Annotated in this window: 18 protein-coding genes and 1 pseudogene; 17 read left to right on the top strand and 2 right to left on the bottom strand. The window is 39.1% G+C overall.

Annotated features, from left to right (window positions below; genetic code table 11):
• Positions 1-11: 11 nt before the first annotated feature.
• The 11 genes and pseudogenes from FCJ93_RS04020 (at position 12) to FCJ93_RS03970 (ending at position 12,701) form a co-directional block, all read left to right on the top strand.
• Complete coding sequence (locus tag FCJ93_RS04020) at positions 12-728, top strand: phosphonate C-P lyase system protein PhnL (RefSeq protein ID WP_137742993.1); 717 nt, start codon at positions 12-14, stop codon at positions 726-728.
• An 87-nt stretch (positions 729-815) separates the two neighbouring features.
• The gene (phnD, locus tag FCJ93_RS04015) at positions 816-1,850 is read left to right on the top strand and encodes a phosphate/phosphite/phosphonate ABC transporter substrate-binding protein (RefSeq protein WP_137742992.1); all 1,035 of its coding nucleotides are present in this window, start codon (positions 816-818) and stop codon (positions 1,848-1,850) included.
• Positions 1,851-1,875: 25 nt separating this feature from the next.
• Positions 1,876-2,664 (top strand): phosphonate ABC transporter ATP-binding protein, encoded by a 789-nt coding sequence (gene phnC / locus FCJ93_RS04010; protein WP_095308829.1) that lies wholly within the window; start codon positions 1,876-1,878, stop codon positions 2,662-2,664.
• Positions 2,654-3,439 carry a PhnE/PtxC family ABC transporter permease gene (locus tag FCJ93_RS04005; RefSeq protein WP_095308827.1) on the top strand — a complete coding sequence of 262 codons (786 nt, stop codon included), beginning with the start codon at positions 2,654-2,656 and terminating at the stop codon, positions 3,437-3,439. The genes phnC and FCJ93_RS04005 overlap by 11 nt, the downstream gene beginning before the upstream one ends.
• Positions 3,439-4,299 (top strand): PhnE/PtxC family ABC transporter permease, encoded by an 861-nt coding sequence (locus FCJ93_RS04000; RefSeq protein ID WP_137742991.1) that lies wholly within the window; start codon positions 3,439-3,441, stop codon positions 4,297-4,299. Before FCJ93_RS04005 ends, FCJ93_RS04000 begins: the two co-directional genes overlap by 1 nt.
• 328 nt (positions 4,300-4,627) lie before the next feature.
• Positions 4,628-6,097, top strand: coding sequence for a protein adenylyltransferase SelO (locus FCJ93_RS03995; protein ID WP_137742990.1), 1,470 nt, complete (start codon positions 4,628-4,630; stop codon positions 6,095-6,097).
• Positions 6,098-6,437: 340 nt separating this feature from the next.
• The gene (locus FCJ93_RS03990) at positions 6,438-8,804 is read left to right on the top strand and encodes a polyprenyl synthetase family protein (RefSeq protein ID WP_137742989.1); all 2,367 of its coding nucleotides are present in this window, start codon (positions 6,438-6,440) and stop codon (positions 8,802-8,804) included.
• A gap of 17 nt (positions 8,805-8,821) precedes the next feature.
• Complete coding sequence (locus FCJ93_RS03985) at positions 8,822-9,430, top strand: pyroglutamyl-peptidase I (protein ID WP_095308819.1); 609 nt, start codon at positions 8,822-8,824, stop codon at positions 9,428-9,430.
• 154 nt (positions 9,431-9,584) lie between these two features.
• On the top strand, positions 9,585-10,148 hold the full coding sequence (locus tag FCJ93_RS03980) for a hypothetical protein (RefSeq protein WP_095308817.1): 564 nt from the start codon (positions 9,585-9,587) through the stop codon (positions 10,146-10,148).
• Positions 10,149-10,505: 357 nt separating this feature from the next.
• Positions 10,506-11,315 (top strand): polysaccharide deacetylase family protein, encoded by an 810-nt coding sequence (locus FCJ93_RS03975; RefSeq protein ID WP_095308815.1) that lies wholly within the window; start codon positions 10,506-10,508, stop codon positions 11,313-11,315.
• Positions 11,316-11,524: 209 nt separating this feature from the next.
• Positions 11,525-12,701: pseudogene (locus FCJ93_RS03970) on the top strand (oxalate decarboxylase family bicupin).
• A gap of 215 nt (positions 12,702-12,916) precedes the next feature.
• Here the strand turns inward: FCJ93_RS03970 and ilvA are convergent.
• Positions 12,917-14,122: a threonine ammonia-lyase gene (gene ilvA, locus FCJ93_RS03965; RefSeq protein WP_095308813.1), complete on the bottom strand. Its 1,206-nt coding sequence runs from the start codon at positions 14,120-14,122 to the stop codon at positions 12,917-12,919.
• A gap of 226 nt (positions 14,123-14,348) precedes the next feature.
• Positions 14,349-14,843: a L,D-transpeptidase family protein gene (locus FCJ93_RS03960; RefSeq protein ID WP_095308811.1), complete on the bottom strand. Its 495-nt coding sequence runs from the start codon at positions 14,841-14,843 to the stop codon at positions 14,349-14,351.
• 176 nt (positions 14,844-15,019) lie between these two features.
• On the opposite strand from FCJ93_RS03960, the gene FCJ93_RS03955 reads away from it, so the two are divergent.
• The 6 genes from FCJ93_RS03955 (at position 15,020) to FCJ93_RS03930 (ending at position 22,368) form a co-directional block, all read left to right on the top strand.
• A complete protein-coding gene (locus FCJ93_RS03955; protein ID WP_137742988.1) occupies positions 15,020-15,976 on the top strand; it encodes a cation diffusion facilitator family transporter in 957 nt (318 codons plus the stop codon).
• Positions 15,977-16,148: 172 nt separating this feature from the next.
• The gene (locus tag FCJ93_RS03950; RefSeq protein ID WP_095308807.1) at positions 16,149-17,315 is read left to right on the top strand and encodes a TraB/GumN family protein; all 1,167 of its coding nucleotides are present in this window, start codon (positions 16,149-16,151) and stop codon (positions 17,313-17,315) included.
• Between the two features lie 465 nt (positions 17,316-17,780).
• Positions 17,781-18,758 carry a VanW family protein gene (locus FCJ93_RS03945; RefSeq protein ID WP_137742987.1) on the top strand — a complete coding sequence of 326 codons (978 nt, stop codon included), beginning with the start codon at positions 17,781-17,783 and terminating at the stop codon, positions 18,756-18,758.
• A gap of 166 nt (positions 18,759-18,924) precedes the next feature.
• Positions 18,925-20,097, top strand: coding sequence for a pyridoxal-phosphate-dependent aminotransferase family protein (locus tag FCJ93_RS03940; RefSeq protein WP_137742986.1), 1,173 nt, complete (start codon positions 18,925-18,927; stop codon positions 20,095-20,097).
• Positions 20,098-20,200: 103 nt separating this feature from the next.
• The gene (locus FCJ93_RS03935) at positions 20,201-20,431 is read left to right on the top strand and encodes an excisionase family DNA-binding protein (protein WP_137742985.1); all 231 of its coding nucleotides are present in this window, start codon (positions 20,201-20,203) and stop codon (positions 20,429-20,431) included.
• Between the two features lie 569 nt (positions 20,432-21,000).
• A complete protein-coding gene (locus FCJ93_RS03930; RefSeq protein ID WP_137742984.1) occupies positions 21,001-22,368 on the top strand; it encodes a YjiH family protein in 1,368 nt (455 codons plus the stop codon).
• Positions 22,369-22,375: the final 7 nt, after the last annotated feature.

Below are 22,375 nucleotides of genomic sequence, written 5' to 3'. Positions count from 1 at the left end.
GATGAAAGCGGGTGGGATCTATATTAAAAATTCAAGGATTATCGAAGTCTTTTAAACTTCACAATCTGGGCAAGCATATTCGTGCTGTAAGTCAGGTGGCGATAGAGCTAAGAGAAGGTGAATTTGTCGGAATTACTGGAAAAAGCGGCAGTGGGAAATCGACCATTTTAAAATGTATTTATGGTACTTACCGCATTGAGGAAGGAAGTATCTGGTATCATTCTGAAAAGTTTGGAGCTATCAATTTAGCGAAAGCGACAGAGCGGCAAATGCTCTATTTGCGAAAACACGAGATAGGTTACGTTTCGCAATTTTTAAATGTGATGCCAAGAACAACTGCGAGGCAGCTTGTAACACAGGCAATTTTGGAAATGAATGAAGAGCAACGGTTTGCAGACAGTGAAACAGAAAAGATCCTCTCTCATTTTGAATTGGCGCAGGAGTTATGGGATAGCTACCCTACTACTTTTTCTGGTGGCGAAAAATTAAGATTGAATATTGCTAGAGCAATGGTGAAAAAGCCACGCCTTCTTCTTTTAGATGAGCCGACAGCGAGTCTAGATCATGATTCAAAGCTTAAGGTAAAGCAGCTTATTGAACAATTAATAAAAGAAGGTACGACGATGCTCGGCATTTTCCACGATCTGGAATTTATGAACGATCTATGTGATCGGGAATACAACATGGAAAACGGAATTTTCTTACATGCTAGCTTTACTGATTCTTAACAATTCATAATATTGCGTTAATGGTAGATTGACATTTACTAGATATAGTATATAAGGGAAATAAATTAAAAGGTGAGGAGATTTAAAATGAAGAAATCGTTTTTGTTATTACTATCTTTCGTCATTCTATTCATTGCTGGTTGTTCCTCTTCAACAAATTCTGGAGGATCAGATAAAGACGAGCTTACGATTGCATGGTTGCCAAATGAATCTGGTGCGGATTTGACAGAGGCTCGTGATGAAATTGGTAAGGTCATTGAAGAGAAAACAGGAAAAACGGTCAAACATCAAACGACAACAGATTATATCGTTGCAATTGAAGCGATTGCGAATGGAAATGCAGATATGGCTTTCTTAGGAGCTCAAGGTTATATAGAAGCAAATAACAAAAATGATAAAGTTCAGCCATTGGTGGTTCCAACAGGTGCCTCCGGTACTTTAGATGATGCAGTTTACTATAGCTGGTTAGCGGTTGAAGTCGATAATGCAGATCAATATAAAGATGGTGCAGATTTTGCGATTGACAGTATTCAAGGGAAGAAATTCTCGTTCGTATCGAATAGCTCCACATCAGGTTTTAAAGTTCCTTCAACTGGAATTGTTGATTATTTCAGTGAAAAAGCGGAATTTAGTGATTTAACTGCTGATGACCTATTAGAAGGCGGCTCAGACAAATTCTTTAGTGAAGTTTTGTACGGAGGCTCTCACCAAGGTTCTGCGGTTAACCTTTTATCAGGAAAAGCGGATGTTGCGGCTTTCTGTGATACTTGTGTGAACAACTATGTAGAGCTTGTTGAGGGAGAAGAGAATCGTCCAGGTGCGATTTACCGAGTAAAAGACGATGCAGCTGAGCCATTTAACACAGTGGCAGGAAAAGAATTTATTTTAATCTCTGTTACACCGGTTTTAAATGCCCCATTTGCCATTAACACGGAAAACATTAGTGATGATCTTCGAAAGCAGCTTCTTGAGATCATGACTTCAGATGATATTGCCAATAATGAAAAAGTGTTTGTACCAGAGGATTCTGAGTTCTCAGGATTATTTAGTAAGACAGCTGACGAACGTTTAGTGGAAGTAGAGGATGCTTGGTTTAACCCGATTCGTGAGCTTTCAAAATAATCATATGAATAAGGAGAGTTAATCTATGACAGCCTTATTAGAAGTCAATCATGTATCCAAGCAATTTGGAAATGATTCCAAGGCGTTATCAGATGTTAACTTTACCGTCAATGAAGGAGAGTTTGTATCGATCATCGGTCCATCTGGAGCGGGGAAGTCAACTCTCCTTCGCTGTATCAATCGAATGATTGATGCAACAGGCGGAGAAATAACCTTTGATAACATGAATGTGATGAACTTGAAGAAGAAAGAATTGAAAATGGTTCGGACAAGAATCGGCATGATTTTTCAACACTATAATTTAGTCAATCGTTTAAGTGTGATTGAGAATACACTACACGGAATTTTAGGAAAAAAATCAACGATTGCTGGTGTTCTTGGTCTTTATAATCAAGCAGAGAGGGAGCAGGCAGTTCGAATTTTATCCATGCTTGGTTTGGGAGAGCATATTTATAAGCGGGCAGATCAGTTAAGCGGTGGTCAAAAGCAGCGTGTTGGCATTGCTCGCGCACTAATTCAAAATCCTCGGATGCTTTTGTGCGATGAACCTATTGCTTCTTTAGATCCGAACTCAGCCAAAACGATTATGGATCATCTTCGTACGATTTCGTCGCAAATGGGGATTACAGTGATTGTTAATTTACACCAAGTAGATGTTGCTTTAAAGTATTCCGATAAGATTATCGGAATAAATCAAGGTCAGGTCGTCTTCAATGGGAGCTCGAAGGATATTACAAAAGAAGATATTCAGCGTATATACGGTTCGGAAGCTGAGGATCTGATTTTTGATATAGGAGGCATCCATGCAAGCTGATTTTTTTGCAAAAAAAAGAAGGAATTCGCTCGGATTTTTGCTGATTCTAGGGGCAATTACGTTCGGTGCCATTGTGATTACGGAATATAATTTGGTCAAAGGCTTTGAATCTCTACCACGGGCTGTTACTTGGGCTTTAGGCAACTTTTATCCAACGCAGGAATCGTTATCAAGGCTGCCGGGAATTTTGAATAGCTTGCTGGAAACTTTGTTAGTGTCGATCGCTGCCACTACGGTTGGAGCCAGTTTTGCTTTATTTTTTGCGGTTATGGGCTCGAATACGACTCGCGTGAACGCTTTTTTTGGAAGTATAAGTCGAGGAATTGCCACCGTTTTTCGTAATATAGATGTCGCTGCTTGGGCGATGATCTTACTCTTTTCTTTTGGACAAAGTTCATTGACGGGTTATTTTGCATTATTCTTTGGTTCTTTCGGCTTTTTGACCAGAGCTTTTGTGGAAACGATAGATGAAGCGAGCGGCGGATCGGTCGAAGCATTGAGGGCGACTGGGGCTAGCTATTTCTCCATCATCTTTCAGTCGGTTATTCCATCAAGTGTTCCGCAGATGATTAGCTGGGTCCTCTTTATGATTGAAACCAATATTCGAAGTGCCACATTAATCGGTCTCCTGACTGGTTCCGGGATCGGTTTTACTTTCAATTTATATTACAAAAGCTTAAATTACGATATTGCTTCACTTGTTGTCATCACCATTATCGTCGCCATTCTCTTCATTGAATCAATATCTAATTATGTAAGGAGGGTGATTTTATAATGGAGGCAAATGAGCAAGTCGTCACCGGAGAGCAATTGCTTAATTCAAAATCAACAAAACGAATTAAAATTAAAACTTTGACGAAATCAACGATCGTCATTCGCATTACCATGTTTTTCTTAGTATTATTAACGATAATTGCCTTTTTTAACTTTGATTACAAGGAGCTTGATATTGGAGAGGCGATGCTGGCCACATTTGCGAACATGAAAGCGATGTTTTTGGAACCGCATTTTAAGCATTTCACCTTTACTCATGCCCTCCATCAGGTGTTTGTGACATTAGGGCTCGCCTTTTTAACGACATTATTCGGTGCCATAATTGCGGTTTTCCTTGGTTTATTGGCAGCCGAAAATTTAACATCCAAACGTGTATCAGCTGTTATTAAAGGAGCTGTTGCCTTTATTAGAGCAGTTCCGACTGTTCTTTGGGTTTTAATTTTTGCTGTTGCGGCTGGTCTTGGCAGTGTGGCAGCTGTCATTGGAATGACGTTTCACTCTGTCAGTTATTTAGTGAAGGCCTATTCAGAGTCATTTGAGGAATTGGATAAGGGAGTGATTGAAGCTTTGCAGGCAAGTGGAGCAAACTTTTGGCAAATCATATTTCAAGCAGTGATTCCGTCTTCCCTTACTTATATGATTTCATGGACATTCCTACGCTTTGAAATTAACTTTGCTGTTGCCATTGCAATGGGAGCGGCAGCTGGAGCAGGAGGAATCGGTTTTGACATGTTCATGGCGAGCAATTTCTATTTAGATATTAGAGAAATCGGAACGATTACCTTCTTTATTCTAGCTGTGGCCATCCTTTTAGAAGTATTTGCAACGAAGTTTAAAAAGAAGTTGAAAGTGAATGGATAACTGAAAATTTTAAGAACACTCGTATCCTTTTTGGGCCGAGTGTTTTTGGTGCGTTTTTAAGTACTTGATTAATTCCGTTTAAAGATAATAAGACGCAATGTTCGAGGAAAGTAGGAAATGCTGCATTACTCTATAAGCAAGGAAGTGATTCCGTATGGATGAAGTGTTTAGTGGGCAGAATGAAATCTCCTGAATAAGATATTGGGAGATTTTTTTAGATATTGAAAAAAAGATAATGAGCATACTATAAAGAAAAGCAAACAAATAGACATAACCCCTTATTCTTCGGTAATCTTGAAACAAAAGACATAGATGTAAAGGAGAAATCATGAGCAAAGAAGCGATGAAAGCAGGATGGAAATTTGATAATAGCTATGCTCGCCTACATGAATTGATGTTTGCACAGGTAAATCCTGTTCCGGTCAGCTCTCCAAAGATAGTGGTATTTAATGAGTTATTGGCCCAAAAGTTAGGACTTGATCCAACTCTGTTAAACAGTGATGAGGGTGCAATTTTTTTATCCGGTAATGAGACTCCAGAGGGTGCAGAGCCGTTAGCCCAAGCTTATGCCGGACACCAATTTGGTCATTTTACTCGGCTTGGGGATGGAAGAGCAGTGTTGTTAGGCGAACAACTTATCCCTAGTGGAGAACGTGTTGATATTCAGTTGAAAGGCTCTGGTCGAACTCCCTATTCACGTGGAGGCGATGGAAGAGCGGCACTCGGACCGATGTTGCGAGAATACATCATTAGTGAAGCGATGCATGGATTGGGAATTCCAACAACCCGCAGTCTTGCTGTTGTTGCTACAGGAGAAAGCGTTATTCGAAAAACGAGATTGTCAGGTGCTATTTTAACTCGAATTGCTTCAAGCCATATTCGTGTTGGAACCTTTCAATTTGCCGCTGCTTGGGCCAGTTCAGACGAGCTACGCATGTTGGCAGATTATACAATTCAACGCCATTTTCCGCATATTGCTCTGGAGAATGAGCCTTATCTTTCTCTCCTTCAGGAAACGATTAAACGTCAAGCGAAATTAATTGCGAAGTGGCAGCTAGTCGGTTTTATTCACGGAGTTATGAATACGGATAATATGACGATAAGTGGGGAAACGATTGACTATGGCCCGTGTGCTTTTATGGATACGTATGATCCAGCAACGGTGTTTAGCTCGATTGATCGGGAAGGGCGCTACGCTTATGGAAATCAGCCTTACATAGGAGGCTGGAATCTTGCGAGATTTGCTGAAGCTTTATTGCCGCTCCTTCATGAAAATCAGGATGAAGCGGTCGCCATTGCTCAACATGAAATTTCCGCTTATTCGAGCTTGTTCCATAATTATTGGTTAGAGGGAATGCGAGCCAAATTAGGTTTGTTTAACGCAGAAGAAGCTGATGAAGAGCTGATTGATGATTTACTTACAATGATGCAGGAACAGCGAGCTGATTTTACCAATACATTTCGCTTCCTAACTCTTGAAAAACCTGAAGAATCAAAGTTATTTCGAAAGGAATCGTTTACAAAATGGCATCAACGGTGGCAAGAAAGGCTTGAGCATCAAAAAGAATCAAAAGCATCTGCCATTCAATTAATGAAAAGGAGCAACCCTGCAGTTATTCCGCGAAATCATCGAGTGGAAGAAGCGTTGAATGCCGCAGAAAAAGAAGCTGATTTTACAGTAATGAATAAGCTCTTAAAGGTATTGGAAAAACCGTATGAATATACGTTCGAGCATGAGGAGTATTGTTTAGAGCCAGAACCGTCTAATATACCTTACCAAACATTTTGTGGCACATAATAACGTTAACTACTAGAAAGGTGCCTTGCCAATGTGTACCGCACTCCAAAGGTTAGAATGAAAACTAACGTTTGGGGTGCATTTTCATGGGAAAAAGTCAGTTAATAGAAACTGCTAAAAAATGAGGGTGATGTAAAATTTGAGCAATTATTTACAGCAAAACTGTGTCCAATTGAATAATTATTAAAAAATAACGAATGGATGTTAAATTTTTTTTACGAAGAGAACATTCAATAAGAAAGCCGATTCACTTACTATCTGATGGAAAAGATGTTATTTTTAAAGTGGTAGTTCAATAAAATAACATAGGATATTTAGAAAAGTAGAGGTTACATAGTTTATGAGAGAAGAGTTGCAAAGGAAAGTAGAACAATCGTATCAAAGAGCTGAGGAGAGAGCGTCGCTTTATTTTCAGTCGCTGCTCGAACGAGTTCAGCAAAAATCCTATGTTTCTATTTTAATAAATGATTTCAAAGCATGGAAGCATGACCATATTCGTTACCATTCTGTTATTTCATTTTTCTCAAAAAAGCAAAAAAAGAAGGTTTCTGGAGAGTATCGATCCTATATTAAATGGCTGGACGAAGCAGGGAAATTAGATTCTTATCTTGATCGGAGCCTTTCCTATATTTATATGCGCGATCTGGGGAAGTCACTTGATTCGCCGGAGACAAAGGAAAGAGTAAGGAAAATAGTAGAATCTTTAAAAGAATATTTAACGCAAGAGCGGAAAATGAAGGAAGAGCCTTTTAGCATGAAGGGCTTGTATAGATGGGCACAAAGAGAAAAAGTAGAGACAACGGTTATATGGCTAATCGATAAACTTAAGCGTGTATCAAAGCAGTTACCTGAAGGAATGGATGCAGAACATGCCCAACGCAAATTATTGAAAATTATTGGCGGGGTCCTATTGCACGAAATAGAAGAGATTGAGAATGAGCAGGTAATAGGTGAGCTCAGGGTGGAGCGATTGACTCAAGCGCTTAAAATGGGTTACGCATACGGGTTAACCTATCCGTTTATTGATGATCTTCTCGATTCGGATGTCCTGTCACCGAGTGAGAAAAAGCAATATTCTCAATTGATCCGAACTACTTTAACGACCGGAACGGTGCCTGCACTTGGCAAATGGACGCAGGAAACCGAGCCTTTAATGAAGTATATTCATGCTGAGCTTCGTGAGGCCTTTGAAGCGATTAAGAAGCAGCAGCGCTCAACAACGATCGATGAGTTTTTTGAGCAATCATATGTTTTTTTTCAGTCACAGGAAATCGATCGGAATAAGGATTTGAATAATCGCAATTATACGAATGAGGATTTGTTTATCCCGATTATTTTAAAATCTTCTTCGTCGAGATTAATCGTTCGCACGGTCCTTGGTGCAAGCTTGGACGAAGGCTTTGGTCAACGTACTTTTTATTATGGGATTTACAATCAGCTTGCTGATGATTTTTCCGATCTGTTCGATGATTGGAAGGCAGGAGCTGTTACTCCGTACACCTATTATATGAAATATCATCAAGAGCGCCCGGACTTAGTTAACCCGTTCGAATTATATTGGACGGTCATTTCCTATTTAATTCACGATGTGTATCATTCCGATGCGAAAACGCGTGAAGTGATTCTTGATCGGGCAATCAATAGTTTAAAGAGATTCAAAGAACGAGTTGGTCCGTCTAAATATGAAGAGGTGATGAACCTTTTTTCTTCTCCCCATCAGAAATTTAATCGCTTTATTCAAAAAATGGCTGCAAGAGCAGATGAGGTTGATTTTTTTGACAAATTGCTACGCGATCAGATGATTGCGGCTTTAAGAACTGAACGGCAGGAGCAGAATGAATTTCAAAATGCTATGGAAGAAATGCGAACTCGTCTAAAAGACGCTTTGGTCATTCCCGATTATTCTATCACTGAAGAACCAATACATGAAGCGGTAAATTATAGTTTAGCAGGAGATGGTAAAAGGCTTAGACCGATTATGGCCTGGTTTATGGCGGTGAAGGAGTATAACCTAGAGGAAGCAGCAGTTATGCCCCTGTTAAAATCATTAGAGTATATGCACACAGCTTCTTTAATCTTTGACGATTTGCCAGCTCAAGACAACGCCCCCTTACGAAGAGGCAGGGCTACACTTCATGAAGTATATAATGTTGCTATTGCGGAATTAACGGGACTCTTTTTAACGCAAAAGGCGATTACAGAGCAAGCCTCACTTACCCAGTTTGATGCGAAAACAGTTTTAAAATTGATTCGTTATGCCTCTGAAATGACTGCCAGTATGTGTAATGGCCAGGCAATGGATTTAGAATCGAAGGGAAAGACGCTATCTTTAGAACAGTTACATATTTTATCTCTTCATAAAACAGGGCTAGCGTTTGAAGCTTCACTTGTCATGCCTGCTATTCTTGCTCAGGCAGGCGATGAGGAAGTTGAGGCCCTCAAAAAATTTGCTTCACATGCTGGGATTGCTTTCCAAATAAAAGATGATCTTCTTGATGTGGAAGGGGAACTGAGTTTGCTTGGGAAACGAATTGGAATTGATGCAGCAAATAACAATGCAACTTTTGTTTCTGTGTTAGGAGTGACGGAGGCGAGAAAAGCGATGTGGGAGCATTATTGTCTCGCGATGGAAGCATTGGAGAAGATGCCGCGTGATCTTTCTTTCTTAAAGCATTTCATGAATTATATTGTTAATCGAGATTATTAGAAAAGAGGCTATGAGAGATGCGAAAACTATTATTAACTGGCTTTGAACCATTTTTAAATTTTACGATAAACCCGACAATGCGCATTGTTGAGGAGTTGCATGGAAAAATCGTTGGCGATTATCAGATTCAAAGTGAAGTACTTCCTGTTGACTTTCGTAAAGCGGGAAAACTCCTGCTTGAGCATGTTGATAAGATACAACCAGACTCCCTTATTTCATTGGGGTTAGCCGGTGGTCGATATAAGCTTACACCGGAGCGGATTGCAATAAATATAAACGATGGTGAATCAGATAACAGTGGAAATGTATTGGAAGATGAAGTGATTGAAAGTGATGGACAGGATGCGTATTTGTCAACACTGCCCATTAGGCAAATGGTCAATCGTTTAAAAGAGGAGGAGCTTCCAGCTGAAATTTCAAACACTGCTGGAACTTATCTTTGCAACCATGTGATGTATCAGGGACTACATTATGCTAAGACCCGTCAAATACAGATGCCTTCAGGATTTATCCATATTCCAGCATCCCATGAACTTGCAATACAGCACGGTAAGATTCCAAGCTGGTCACATGCTGACTTGAAAAGAGGAATTGAGATTTGCATAAAAGTATTATCTGAACGTTAGGTGATTCCTAACGTTTTTTTAGTAAACGGTCAAAGCTATATGTATGACGACGGAACTTAAAGAAGGATACTCAGTTTAATTATAAATGCAAGCTCTTGATCGCTTCTTTCACCTAGTAACAAGAAAAAATAAACAATAATAAAGGAGAATAAACATGGAGGAGAATGTTATCATTTCAGCATTAAAACGTTCACTTAATGAAGGAGTAATGGTTTCTGTCTATTCTAGTTATATTGAGCCCGAAAAATGTTCCGTAGGTTATATTGACTTCATAACATCTGAACATTTTATTATGAAGCATGTTGCACCTGACGGAAACTACGATGGTTATATTGTAAGGAGAATAGAAGATGTTTTCAGGGTAGATATTAACGGGGAATATGAAAAAAACCTGGAATTACTTTATAATCTACAGAAACAACAACATCAAGCATTTGTTAAAAACAATAAAACCAAAGATTTATTTGAAGAGACTCTTATTTTTGCCCAAAAGAATAATTTAGTTGTCACAATTTGTATAGATGAAACTGAAAACCAAGATGATATAGTTGGATTTGTTAAAAATATTAGTGTTCAAGGGGTCACAATTTCTAGAGTTTCTTTAAATGGATTGGTAGACGGGGAAACCAGTATATTCATCGGACATATGATCAGAATGGATTGTGATACTGCTGATGAAAAAAAATATAAGTTGCTGTTTTCTCATAAAAAGAACTAACTGTTTATGTAATTGATTGATGATCATTATGAATTTTTTAGCCTAATAATCGGTCGTCTGCTCTTAGTAGAAAATTAATTACTGCAACCAATACATATTAACATATTCGTTAAAAAGGTTTTGCTAACAAGCAAACCTTTTTTTTGGCCTGGCTGAAGGCTTGCCCTGACTTGATGAAACGCTTGGAGAAAGCAGATCTTCCTTCTCGGTTCATCAAGTCAAAGTTAAGATCACATATTCAATAAGATTGTTTTAAGACAACTTTGAGAAAAAAGAATAAAGTAATATTCCAATAAAGATACTAATTGCAAATGACTTTTTTTGTAAATTTTTATATTGAGAAAGGAACGGGAGTATATGGGAAAAACAACGCTCACATGGATATCATTCTGTTTCGTATTGATGTTTTCTTTATTCGCTAAAGGAGATTTAATTCAAGGACAACAGCCGCAAGGATTACCTCAACTCGAAGGAGGCTCAGAAAATAAAGAGCGTGTACGATATCCCGTTTCCAATTATTTATTGCAGGAGAGATATCCAGAAACGGTTGTTTTAAGTGGACCACAAACATCAAAAATGGTGGCTTTAACCTTTGATGATGGCCCTGACCCACGCTTTACTCCGCAAATATTAGATATATTAAGGGAAAATGGAATAAAAGCCACTTTTTTTCTGTTAGGATCAAGGGCAGAAGCATATCCTGATCTTGTGAAACGAATTTTGGAAGAAGGTCATATTATTGGAAATCATACATATTGGCATCCGAATCTTGTAGAAGAGGAAGATGTTCGTATTTTAGAAAGAGAAGTTGCACGAACAGAGAGCAGCTTGGCCAATTTAATTGCTTATCGGACAAAATTATTTCGTGCCCCGTATGGTTTTTTATATAATGAGTTAGTAGAACAGCTTAGGGATATGGATTACACAGTTGTTGCCTGGTCGATTGATTCATTGGATTGGCATGAGTCCCCGCCAAATCAAATTGCTTATCATATTCTTAGCAATCTTCATCCAGGAGCGATTATTCTCATGCATGATGGAGCTGCTTGGGATGAGGATCGGACGAATACGGTGAGAGCTCTTCGTCAAATTATTCCAGCAATAAAGGAACAGGGCTTGGAGTTTGCAACAGTTCCAGAATTATTGAATATTCCGTATCGGAAGTAATGAAAGCGGCAAATATGGGATAGTCTAAACTGAAGCACGATAAAATAAAGTGAAATTTTCGGGTGATCGTAGTAAGCTTTTATAAACTTAAGTAGATAGTACATGGGCTCCATGTGCTATTTCTTTGTTTAAGCGATTTTAGCATTAAATGGAACCTCGCAACATAAATTAATTTGAATAATTTTTTCCTGAAAGAGAGGTGCTCGAAAATAAAAAAGGCAAGTAGGAATCCTTATGAGAATATTCCCCAGCCGATAAGAGAGGATGGAGCGGGCGCAACCGATCTTGGACCAAGAAATGTGTTGAGAGATCTTCAAAATCCTGATATGTTTGTACCGCCTAAAACAGATGCCGGAACGATTCCGAATTTGAAATTTTCTTTTTCTGATACCCATATGCAGTTATATCATGGTGGCTGGTCGCGGGAGGTTACAGCAAGAGAACTGCCAATTTCAACAACACTCGCAGGGGTGAATATGCGTCTTACTCCGGGGGGGGGTTCGGGAAATGCATTGGCATAAGCAAGCGGAATGGGCTTATATGATTTTAGGCAGGGCGCGAGTTACAGCAGTGGATCAGAACGGAAGAAACTTTATTGCTGATGTAAGTGCAGGTGATTTGTGGTATTTTCCGGCAGGAATTCCCCACTCAATTCAAGGGTTAGATGATGGTTGTGAATTTTTACTGGTTTTCGATGATGGAAACTTTTCCGAGTTGAGTACATTTACGATTACGGATTGGTTTGCGCATACACCAAGGGATGTACTTTCCGCAAATTTTGGTGTTCCAGAACGGGCATTTGAACATATCCCCACTAAACAAAGATATATGTTTCAGGCTGAGGTGCCTGGGTCAATTGAATCAGATAAGGTATCAAGTCCATATGGAGCGATTCCGCAAAATCTTACCTACCATTTGCATCAACAAGCTCCAATAATAACATCCGGTGGTTCAGTCCGTATTGTTGATGCCAGAAATTTTCCTGCATCGGTGAATATTGCGGCAGCCTTGGTTGAAATTAAACCGGGAGGTATGCGTGAGCTTCATTGGCATCCGAACAATGATGAGTGGCAGTATTATTTAACGGGGACAGGTCGAATGACCGTCTTTGCCGCAAGCGGGGAGGCCCGCACCTTTAATTATCAAGCAGGGGACGTTGGTTACGTACCTTTTGCTATGGGTCATTACATTCAGAATATAGGTACTGAAAGCCTGTGGTTTTTGGAAATATTTAAGAGCAATCGTTTTGAAGATGTTTCATTGAATCAATGGATGGCCTTAACTCCTAAAAAGCTAGTAGAAGAGCATTTGAATGTTGGTCCTGATTTAATGGATGCGTTGCAAAAGGAAAAATCACCGGTTGTTAAATATAACGAAAACGAATGATAAATCAATTTCTTTATAAAGAAACTCAGAGTGCAGATTAAACTAAATGCATCTAATTACAAGACAAAGTAACGAAGAGAGTAAGCATTGCGGTCTGCCCTTAGCTCATCTCTTATAGATGAGCTTTATCCTTGCCAACATATACAAGACAGACTACTATTTTCCTTTTGATGGAAGCAGGCATAGAGCAATATGACTAATACGACTTTGAACCATTACCCCAGCTCTGGGTCGTATCCCTTATTTTTTAATGCTTGAGTAATTTCTTCTATATGCTTTTGATCCTTGGTTTCGACTGACAGGGAGAGCTGGGCATAGCTTGGATAAATTTTGTTGCCAATATGACTTAATGAAACATCGAGAACATTGCCTCCACGTGCAGTAACGATCCCCAATATTTTTTCAAGATTCCCAGGCTGATCCTTCAAAATGGCACTGAAACGCATAAATCTACCGGCTTCGACCATTCCTCTTTCAATAATCCTTGATATAAAACTGACATCTACATTGCCACCACTTACAAGGCAGACGACTTTTTTGTTTTTGACGGGAATTTTCTGATAGAGCATGGCGGCTAAGGCGACAGCACCGGAGCCTTCAACAAGAAGCTTATTTCTTTCCAATAGCATGAGCATTGTTCGGGCAATCTCCAATTCATTAACAGTAAATATCTCATCCACATATTTTTGAACTAGCTCAAACGGGGCCATTCCGGGTTTTTTGACAGCAATTCCATCAGCCATTGTTGGATCAGCTTCAACGGTAATCGGTCGACCTTCAACGAGCGACATCGCCATGCTTGGACAAGCTCCTGCCTCTACTCCATAAATTTTGATGTGAGGATGCTTTTCTTTTACAGCCGCAGCAATTCCCGCAATGAGGCCCCCTCCTCCAATCGGGCAAACAATGGCTTCTACATCGGGTAGTTGCTCGACTAACTCAAGACCAACAGTACCTTGTCCAATCATAACCTGATCATCATCGAAGGCGTGGACTAGAGTTGCGCCTGTGTTCTCTCTTAGCTCCAGTGCATAGGCGAGAGCATCATCAAAGGATTTACCTTGTAATTCAATTTTCGCTCCATACTCTTTTGTTGCCTGCACTTTGCTCAATGGAGCATTTATTGGCATCACAATCGTACAGGGAATATTGAGCATCGTACTTGCATAAGCTACTCCTTGAGCATGGTTTCCTGCTGAGGCGGCTACAACTCCTTTTTGTGTTTCCTCTTTAGATAAAGAGATCATTTTATTATAGGAGCCTCGTACCTTAAAGGAGCCGGTTTTCTGCAAGTTTTCCAATTTTAAATAAATATCATTATGTGCGTAATTGCTAAAAGTTTTAGAGTAATCCAATGGGGTTAGATGGACAATGCCTTTCATTTTATTATGTGCTTTTACAATATCCTCGTATGAAATCATTCTGTTTTTCTCCTTTTTAATTGCTGAATCCATTTATAATGGCGCACTTCAAGTTAAAAAACGAACATCATTTAGCTTTTTCAGAATTTAAAATCATAAAATGCCGTATAAAAGATGAATAAACGTAATATTGTTCGTTTTTTAATTAGGCGATTGTACAATATAAAATCGATTCACCTGTCTTTCCTTAGTCTTGACTACAGAGAAAAGCTTATTCGGTTAATTTTCAAGGATGTATTAAAACGGGTGTTCCAATAGGTACAATGCGGGCCAGTTCTTCAACATCATGATTATGCATGCGAATGCATCCTCTAGATACAGCCTTGCCGATCGAACTTGGATCGTTCGTTCCGTGGATGCCATAATGTTCTTTTGATAAACTCATCCACATTGTTCCAAACGGTCCTCCCGGATTTGGTGCTTTATTGATAATGATAAAATTGCCGATTGGTGTTGCATGAAGCATTCTTCCAACAGCTATCGGATATTGTTTTTGTTGAACGCCGTTGTGTAACAAGGTCAATATTCGATTAGTAGTCGATATATCGATCGTATAAGGTATCGTGTCAATGTTGGGAAATCCAGGTATGACAATTGTTTGGCCAGGATAAATCCGATCGGGAATTAAGTGAGGATTTGCTTGAATGATGGCGGATAAAGGGGTGCGATAGTCTCTTGAAATTTGATATAATGTTTCCCCTGCTTTTACAGTATGGATCATAATAGGCAACCTCCCTAGTAAAGATAGTACATTATATGAGAACGAAGAGAGGAGTTTCACGATTTGTTGAAACAAAAAATAAATAAGCTGTATTTAGTAAAATCTATTAACAGAGAGCTATAATGAGCAAAAAGCTTAGATTGACTTATAAGGCCAATTCCAAACGGAGGAAACAGATGAAGCCACGAAACAGTCTATTGAAGCAAGGAAATAAATCATCATTAATTGCGACAGTCGTGAATGCGATTATTGCTGCTGTAAAAGGAAGCGCCTATTTTTTTACGGGAAATGTGGCGATGTTTGCAGAGACGATGCACTCGTTGGGAGATGCAGCGAACCAATTTTTTGTTTATATCGGCAGTGCATTAAGTAAAAAATTGCCAACGGATCGCTTCCCGAATGGTTTTGGACGCCTTGTCAATTTGGTTTTACTTGGAGCGGTCATTATTGTTGGAATTATGAGCTATGAAACGATAAAAGAAGGGTATTATCATATTCTTCATCCGACAGAATCAAAAGGAATTGTCGTGAATATTTTAGTGCTCGGAGTAGCAGTGCTGTTGGAGGCATATGTTCTTTTTAAGGCGATGAAAGAGGTGCTTCATGAATCGAATGTTAAGGCAAAAAAATTAGCCATCATCCCGACGAGTTTTCGGCATTTAAAACGGGCGAAGCCAGCTACAAAACTTGTTTTTATGGAGGATTTCGTTGCCACACTTGGAGGAATTATCGCAATTATCGGGATCCTGTTGGCCTATTTTGCCGAGATCCATGCAGCAGAAGGCGTTGCCTCCATTCTAATTGGGGGTATGATGTTCTTTGTTGTAGGGAGAGTTTTTTTAGATAATGCAAAAGGAATTCTCGGTGAAGCCGATGATGATCTTGAAGAAATCATCGCCAAATTTATATTAATGCAACCGGAAATCAAAGATATTCAAACTTTATATGCCGTTAAGGAGGGGGAAGATTTCCATATTGAAATGAAGCTGGAGATTGATCCAAATCTCACAGTTGGTCAAGCTGGGAAAATTAAGGATCGAATTGAAGCGAAAATTCATGGAATGAAAGGAGTGACAGATGTCATCATTGAATTTGATGAGGATGACGGTATTCCAACCTGGATTCGTACATGATTATGTGTTTTATGAATTCTTTTTTCTAGCCCTGAAAAACTAGCTACTAAATTCTCTTAGCAGAGTGACTGGAACGAATATCTCCAAATTCGCTGGGTTATTTTTATCGCTTCAACAGTGAATAGTGTATAATAATAGGTATTATCTGTACATAAAGGAAGGTAATTTATCATTGGAACAAGAAAATGTAACAAGAATTTTTTTAGATGAAAAAGAATACATTTTAATTGGCACGGCCCATGTATCCAAGCAAAGTGCAGAGCAAGTAAAAGAAGTGATCGAAGCAGAGAAGCCTGATTCTGTCTGTGTTGAGCTTGATGAACAAAGATACCAATCGATCATGGAGGGTAACAGTTGGAAAGACATGGATATATTCAGTGTCATTAAGCAGAAAAAAGCTTCATTATTGCTTATCAATCTTGCTATCTCTTCTTTTCAAAAAAGAATGGCAAATCAGTTAGGAATTCAACCTGGACAAGAGATGATTCAAGGAATTGAATCTGCCAAAGAAACAGGTGCTACATTAGTACTTGCGGACCGAAATATTCAGACGACCTTTTCAAGAATATGGCATCAAGTGGGACTGTGGGGAAAGGCCCAGCTGTTAACACAGGTAGTGGCAAGTATTTTCAGCAAAGACACCATTTCTGAAGAAGAACTTGAGAAAATGAAAAGCAAAGACATGATTAATACGGTTTTGAATGAATTTACTGAGTCTTTTCCACGTCTAAAAGTGCCGTTAATTGATGAGCGAGACCAGTATCTCTCACAAAAAATTAAGGAGGCACCAGGCAAAAAAATTGTTGCTGTCCTAGGGGCAGCCCATGTTCCAGGCATTAAAGAGGAAATCAACAAGGATCATGATTTAAAACAATTATCAAAGCTTCCTCCAAAATCGAAGGCTCCGAAAATAATTGGTTGGTCGATTCCAATTGTGATATTGGCGATTATAGCTTATACATTTTTAGCCAATCCTGATGCCGGTTTGCAGCAAACGCTTAGCTGGGTGCTTTGGCATGGTTGTTTATCAGCGATTGGGGCAGCAATGGCATTAGGACATCCACTCGCGATAGTAACAGCGTTTATTGCTGCCCCAATTACATCATTAAATCCGCTTCTAGCAGCCGGTTGGTTCGCCGGATTTGTCCAAGCTTTTTTTAGCAAACCAAATGTGAGTGATTTTGAAACACTGACAGAAGATGTATTTTCAGTAAAAGGCTTTTGGTCTAATAAAGTTACGCGCGTCTTACTCGTCATCGTCTTCGCAAACCTTGGCAGTTCACTGGGTACTTTTATTGGCGGAGCCGATGTAATTCGGTTGTTTTTCGAAAACTTTTAAATTTCAGGAAGCGGACACTGTCGGATAAAGTGAAAGAGCGGCTAATTGGCTGCTCTTTTATTTGTAGCTTAGAAAATTATGCTGTTATGTATCTACGTCTAACCCCTCCTTATTGTTCTTCATGGTCATTCACAGAGAAATCCGCAATACATCTTACAAGACCCTCAATCGAGCGAAATTGTATTTTTTGTTTATTTTTTTCAGAATATGATCTTTCCGACGCCAATATAGTATGTTTCATCGCGTTCGAGGGTTTGCCTCCCGAACCGCTGCTTATGAGGAATCTCTTCCGATATGCTTTCTAATTCAAAGAGTTGCTTTTTCAATAACCACATTTTTCATCTTATTTATAGGGGAAAATGGTTTGTCTCCCCAGCATATGTGGGTATCCCCCTGCATACAATGGTAAATGGCAATACCTTCCTTACAGGAGTGTATAGAGAATAAAGAGAATGGGGAGGAAATATGGGGAAATTTCGTTGGAAACATTTATTAATTAGTATTGTGATTTTGCTTGTACTAGGGGGTTGCTCAAAAGAGCCAGAGACAGAAGTAAAAAACATAAAAACACATAGGGTCGCAGCTGCAGAAGAAATAAATAATAGAATCATAGAGAAAGAAGTGCAGTTTGTTATTGATATTGTCGATCCGTCGACAAGGGAGATTATTCGTACCATTGACCCGAAAGAAGTGGATGAGAATGATGATAGTTTTAAAGAAGAGCTTAAGAATTGGGCTAGGGAATTAGCAAGGGGGACAGAAAAAACTGAAGGCTATGATCAGCGGATGGTTTTAGATAAAATAGAAGAAAATGGACAGATAAAAAAAGGGAAGCCGATGATCATCCTTGAAGAAGAGGAACTGGTTAATAGAGTTCTTGAAGCGATGAATAGAGGTGGTCAAGTAGAATTGCCGTTAAAGGTAACAGAAAGCCGGTACTCTCCTGAAGATGTACCACAGTTGGATGAAGTCGTGATTGCATCCTATACGACTTACTTTGACAGCAGTGTCATCGGAAGGGCAAAAAATATTGAGCTGTCTGCTGCTGCAATTAATAATGTCATCTTCGGAGTTGGAGATATTTTTTCCTATAATGAAATTGTCGGGCCAAGGGATGAAGCAAGCGGCTACCAAAAAGCGATGGAAATCGTCAACAAAGAGCTTGTTGAAGGGATTGGCGGTGGAGTTTGCCAAACATCTTCAACTTTATTTAATGCGGTTGACCAAATTGGAGTAGAGTATATTGAATGGCATCACCACTCTATTAATATCGGTTATGTTCCAACCGGGAGAGATGCGACAGTATCCTATGGAGGATTAGATTTCCGTTTTCAGAACTCTCATGATGTCCCGTTTTTGATAAAGGCATTTGTCAACGGTGGCTCCCTTACCGTTGAGGTGAGAACCTCAAAGGAGAATGCAAAAAAATTAAAAGGGGAGTAGCCTATCCACCACTTCTCTATTATCATATTTTTTATGACTCTTTGAAGAGGTCATTTTTTTTGAAAATCTTCTAAAGATTAACGCTTTCCGTGTAAATGAAAGCGGTTTAAGTTGTATAATGGAGAGTGATAGATAGACAAAAGAATGCTTAGGGAGGACGAGGAACATGCGGAATGATGAGATGTTATTAATCCCAGGGCCAACACCTGTGGTCGAATCTATTTATGAAGCTTTAGCTAGTGAAACGAGAAGCCATACTGACCCAAGATTTGTTGCACTCTATAAGAGTGCGATCGAAAAAACAAGAACAATGTTAAAAACAGATGGAGAAGTTTTTGTTATTTCTGGCTCAGGTACGATAGCGATGGAAATGGCTTTAGTTAATACAGTTGCAGCTGGAGAGAAGCTGTTAGTAATCAGTCATGGCTACTTTGGCGACCGTTTCATTAAATTGGGAAAAGCTTTTGGTATTGAAGTTGATGTCCTTCAGTCGGAATGGGGGAAACAAGTAGATCCAGTAGAAGTAGAGAAGAAACTCTCTACAGATCAGTTTAAAGCAGTTACGATTACACATGCAGATACATCAACTGGTGTTGCAGCCAACCTTGAGCAATTAGTACCGATTATTAAAAGGAATGGCGCACTTGTCATTCTTGATGGCGTATGTGCGACGGCAGCAATGGAAGAGGATATGAGTAAAGGCTATGGCAATGAAGAGGCGAAAATCGATGTGGTTTTAACAGGGTCGCAAAAAGCAATTGCTGTGCCTCCAGGTCTCGCCATTGTAGCGTTTAATCAATCAGCACTTGCAGTTCGTGAAAAAATGGAGCGAGTGTCCGCCTATTATTGTGATATTTACAATTGGATTCCGATTATGAATGATCCGTCGAAATACTTTGCTACTCCACCCGTTAATCTTGTCTATGCATTTGAAGAAGGAATGAGATTAGTTCTGGAAGAAGGAATGGAACAACGTTACAAGCGCCATGCAGCATATGGAACAGCTGTTAGGGCAGGACTTTCAGTGTATGGAATGAAAGCGCTGGCAGATGAGCAGGTTGCAGCAGCTACATTAAGCTGCATGTTATATCCAGATGGAATTGATGATGCAAGTTTCCGCTCTGCCCTTGCGGAAAAAGGCTTAATCGTTGCTGGAGCTTTGTCACATTTAGCTGGAAAAGCGTTCCGAATCGGACATATGGGAAATACAACGGTTGAAATGCTAGAAAAAGCAATTGTATTAATTGGAGAAACATTGGATGAGCAAGGGTTGTCCGTAAATATCAATAAAGCGATCGATGCCTTTAGAAAGCATGCTTTAGCCGTTTTAAATAACTAAACAAAAATCAATTAAAGCCATTGCTGTAATCTCTTATTTGTATTTGTTAATTATAAAAAAAGGAATATAATACTATAGAGATGTGAGAAATGGAGAGTTAAATATGTATTTAACAGTGAAAGAGACGGCCGAATATTTGACAATGCCAGATTCAGTTATTACGGAGCTTATTTTGACTAAGAGAATCCGTGCTATCCATGATGGTGAGCAGTATTTAGTGAATCGAGATCAATTTCAAACACATTTAAAGCAAGTAGAAAGATATAGGGAATTAATGGAGGAAATCCTTAATGAACCAATCCCAGAGGATTTGGATGTGAAGGATGAAGATTAGTGGAAAGGCGCCATTCTTGAAGTGGCGCCTTTTACTTTTGTTGTGCCTCACTTTTTTTAATTGAGTGTATTTATGACAGTCAAACCTAAAATGCATTTGATCTCAAACTTTAGATTTCTTTTATCGCAGACTTTTGCTACAGGTCGGTGATGATTTTGGCTCATTTTTTTCTCTGATACCATGAAGGGATAGAGAGAGCACAAGTCGCTTCATGGAATCAGAGGATTTTTCAGCATAATTGTTCGCTTATTTGATTGCTCCTCGCAGGGACGGTGCTTCCGGATTCGTATTTTTGGGCTTATTATGGGAGATAACAGGTTATGTACCGCTGCGAAGTTTAGTTTTAACATCCAATTTATTCTTTATGTATAAATATGAATTTATTATATTATTTATTCGGAATTTGCTTGAAAAAAGAAGATTGATCATTTATGATGTTTAAGGAATTAAACAAATAGTATTTTAAGAAAGTAATTTTATAGGAGTAGTCTGGAAATAGGGCTATTTTTTATATCGTGGAATATTTTTTATTAGTCAACGATAAAATACAATAACAAGAGGTGCGTGCGATGAGTAATGATCCGAGTTCTAGAGCATTGTCTTATTCAACAATAGATTTTCTTAAGTTTCTAATTCCGTCCTTAATTGGAATTTTTTTATTTATGATTCCTGTGAAATCGGAAGGGGAAGTTACTATTCCAGTAGCATTGATTGCGAATCAATTAACGGAATTTTTATCTCCGTTAATTCCAGCTCTGGCAGTCATCTTAATTTCACTTTCCGTTTTTGGTTCCTTGATTGCCGTTTTCTTAAAGCCGCGCTATATCGAGAATAGTCCATTTCTGCATCGTTTATTGGCGGTTAACAAATTTTGGTTAATTGCCCGCTTAGTTGGGATGGTAATTGCAATAATAACGTTATTTCAAGTGGGACCGGAATGGGTTTATTCTGAAAATACAGGAGGGCTTCTCCTTTATGATTTAGTTCCGATTTTGTTTTCGGTTTTCTTATTAGCAGGCTTTTTATTGCCACTGCTATTGAATTTTGGTTTGCTCGAGTTTTTTGGCGCGTTGTTAATGAAAGTGATGAGACCCGTTTTTACTTTACCAGGCCGCTCATCTTTAGATTGTCTAGCATCATGGGTTGGTGATGGTACAGTTGGTGTTATATTAACAACAAAACAGTATGAGGAAGGATATTATACAAAAAGAGAAGCGGCAGTTGTGGCGACTACTTTTTCGGTTGTATCGATCACCTTTTCCATTGCCATTCTTTCCTATATGAATTTGCAGCATTATTTTGCTCCTTACTACATTACGATCGTTTTAGCAGGCTTTGTCGCAGCGTTAATCATGCCACGCATCCCACCACTATCAAAAAAAGCGGATACTGGCTATGAAGGTGTGGAGTTAAAAAGAGAAAGCCCGATCCCACAAGGTCAGTCCCCGTTAAAATGGGGATTATCAGAGGCAGTATCGAAAGCAAGAAAAAATAATGGTGCAGTTGGAACTTTGAAAGAAGGGTTTCAAAATGTTCTCGATATGTGGTTAGGTGTTCTGCCAATCGTCATGACCATAGGTACAGTCGCTTTAGTAATTGCAGAATTTACTCCATTTTTCACGATTCTTGGGAAGCCATTTGAGCCGATTCTGACATTATTGCAGATTCCTGAAGCTGAAGCTGCGGCGCAAACGATGGTTATAGGTTTTGCTGACATGTTTCTTCCGGCAGTAATTGGAAGCGGGATTGAAAGTGAACTGACGCGATTCGTTATTGCAGGGGTTTCAGTTACTCAGTTAATCTACATGTCTGAGCTAGGTGGTTTATTGCTTGGTTCCAAGCTTCCGCTGAACATAAAAGATTTGATTTTTATTTTCTTACTACGAACAATCATTACGTTACCGATTATTGTGATTGCTGCTCATATTATATTCTAATCTGAAG

It is taken from the genome of Robertmurraya siralis (assembly GCF_005502275.1).
Classification (GTDB): domain Bacteria; phylum Bacillota; class Bacilli; order Bacillales; family Cytobacillaceae; genus Robertmurraya; species Robertmurraya siralis.
Note: the sequence above shows the minus strand (reverse complement) of the source record. Positions and strands in the feature narration are given on the sequence as shown.

Coding starts and splice junctions, on each gene's coding strand:
- phnD (WP_137742992.1), top strand. CDS start 816: ATGAAGAAATCGTTTTTGTTATTACTATCTTTCGTCATTCTATTCATT.
- phnC (WP_095308829.1), top strand. CDS start 1,876: ATGACAGCCTTATTAGAAGTCAATCATGTATCCAAGCAATTTGGAAAT.
- FCJ93_RS04005 (WP_095308827.1), top strand. CDS start 2,654: ATGCAAGCTGATTTTTTTGCAAAAAAAAGAAGGAATTCGCTCGGATTT.
- FCJ93_RS04000 (WP_137742991.1), top strand. CDS start 3,439: ATGGAGGCAAATGAGCAAGTCGTCACCGGAGAGCAATTGCTTAATTCA.
- FCJ93_RS03995 (WP_137742990.1), top strand. CDS start 4,628: ATGAGCAAAGAAGCGATGAAAGCAGGATGGAAATTTGATAATAGCTAT.
- FCJ93_RS03990 (WP_137742989.1), top strand. CDS start 6,438: ATGAGAGAAGAGTTGCAAAGGAAAGTAGAACAATCGTATCAAAGAGCT.
- FCJ93_RS03985 (WP_095308819.1), top strand. CDS start 8,822: ATGCGAAAACTATTATTAACTGGCTTTGAACCATTTTTAAATTTTACG.
- FCJ93_RS03980 (WP_095308817.1), top strand. CDS start 9,585: ATGGAGGAGAATGTTATCATTTCAGCATTAAAACGTTCACTTAATGAA.
- FCJ93_RS03975 (WP_095308815.1), top strand. CDS start 10,506: ATGGGAAAAACAACGCTCACATGGATATCATTCTGTTTCGTATTGATG.
- ilvA (WP_095308813.1), bottom strand. CDS start 14,122: ATGATTTCATACGAGGATATTGTAAAAGCACATAATAAAATGAAAGGC.
- FCJ93_RS03960 (WP_095308811.1), bottom strand. CDS start 14,843: ATGATCCATACTGTAAAAGCAGGGGAAACATTATATCAAATTTCAAGA.
- FCJ93_RS03955 (WP_137742988.1), top strand. CDS start 15,020: ATGAAGCCACGAAACAGTCTATTGAAGCAAGGAAATAAATCATCATTA.
- FCJ93_RS03945 (WP_137742987.1), top strand. CDS start 17,781: ATGGGGAAATTTCGTTGGAAACATTTATTAATTAGTATTGTGATTTTG.
- FCJ93_RS03940 (WP_137742986.1), top strand. CDS start 18,925: ATGCGGAATGATGAGATGTTATTAATCCCAGGGCCAACACCTGTGGTC.
- FCJ93_RS03935 (WP_137742985.1), top strand. CDS start 20,201: ATGTATTTAACAGTGAAAGAGACGGCCGAATATTTGACAATGCCAGAT.
- FCJ93_RS03930 (WP_137742984.1), top strand. CDS start 21,001: ATGAGTAATGATCCGAGTTCTAGAGCATTGTCTTATTCAACAATAGAT.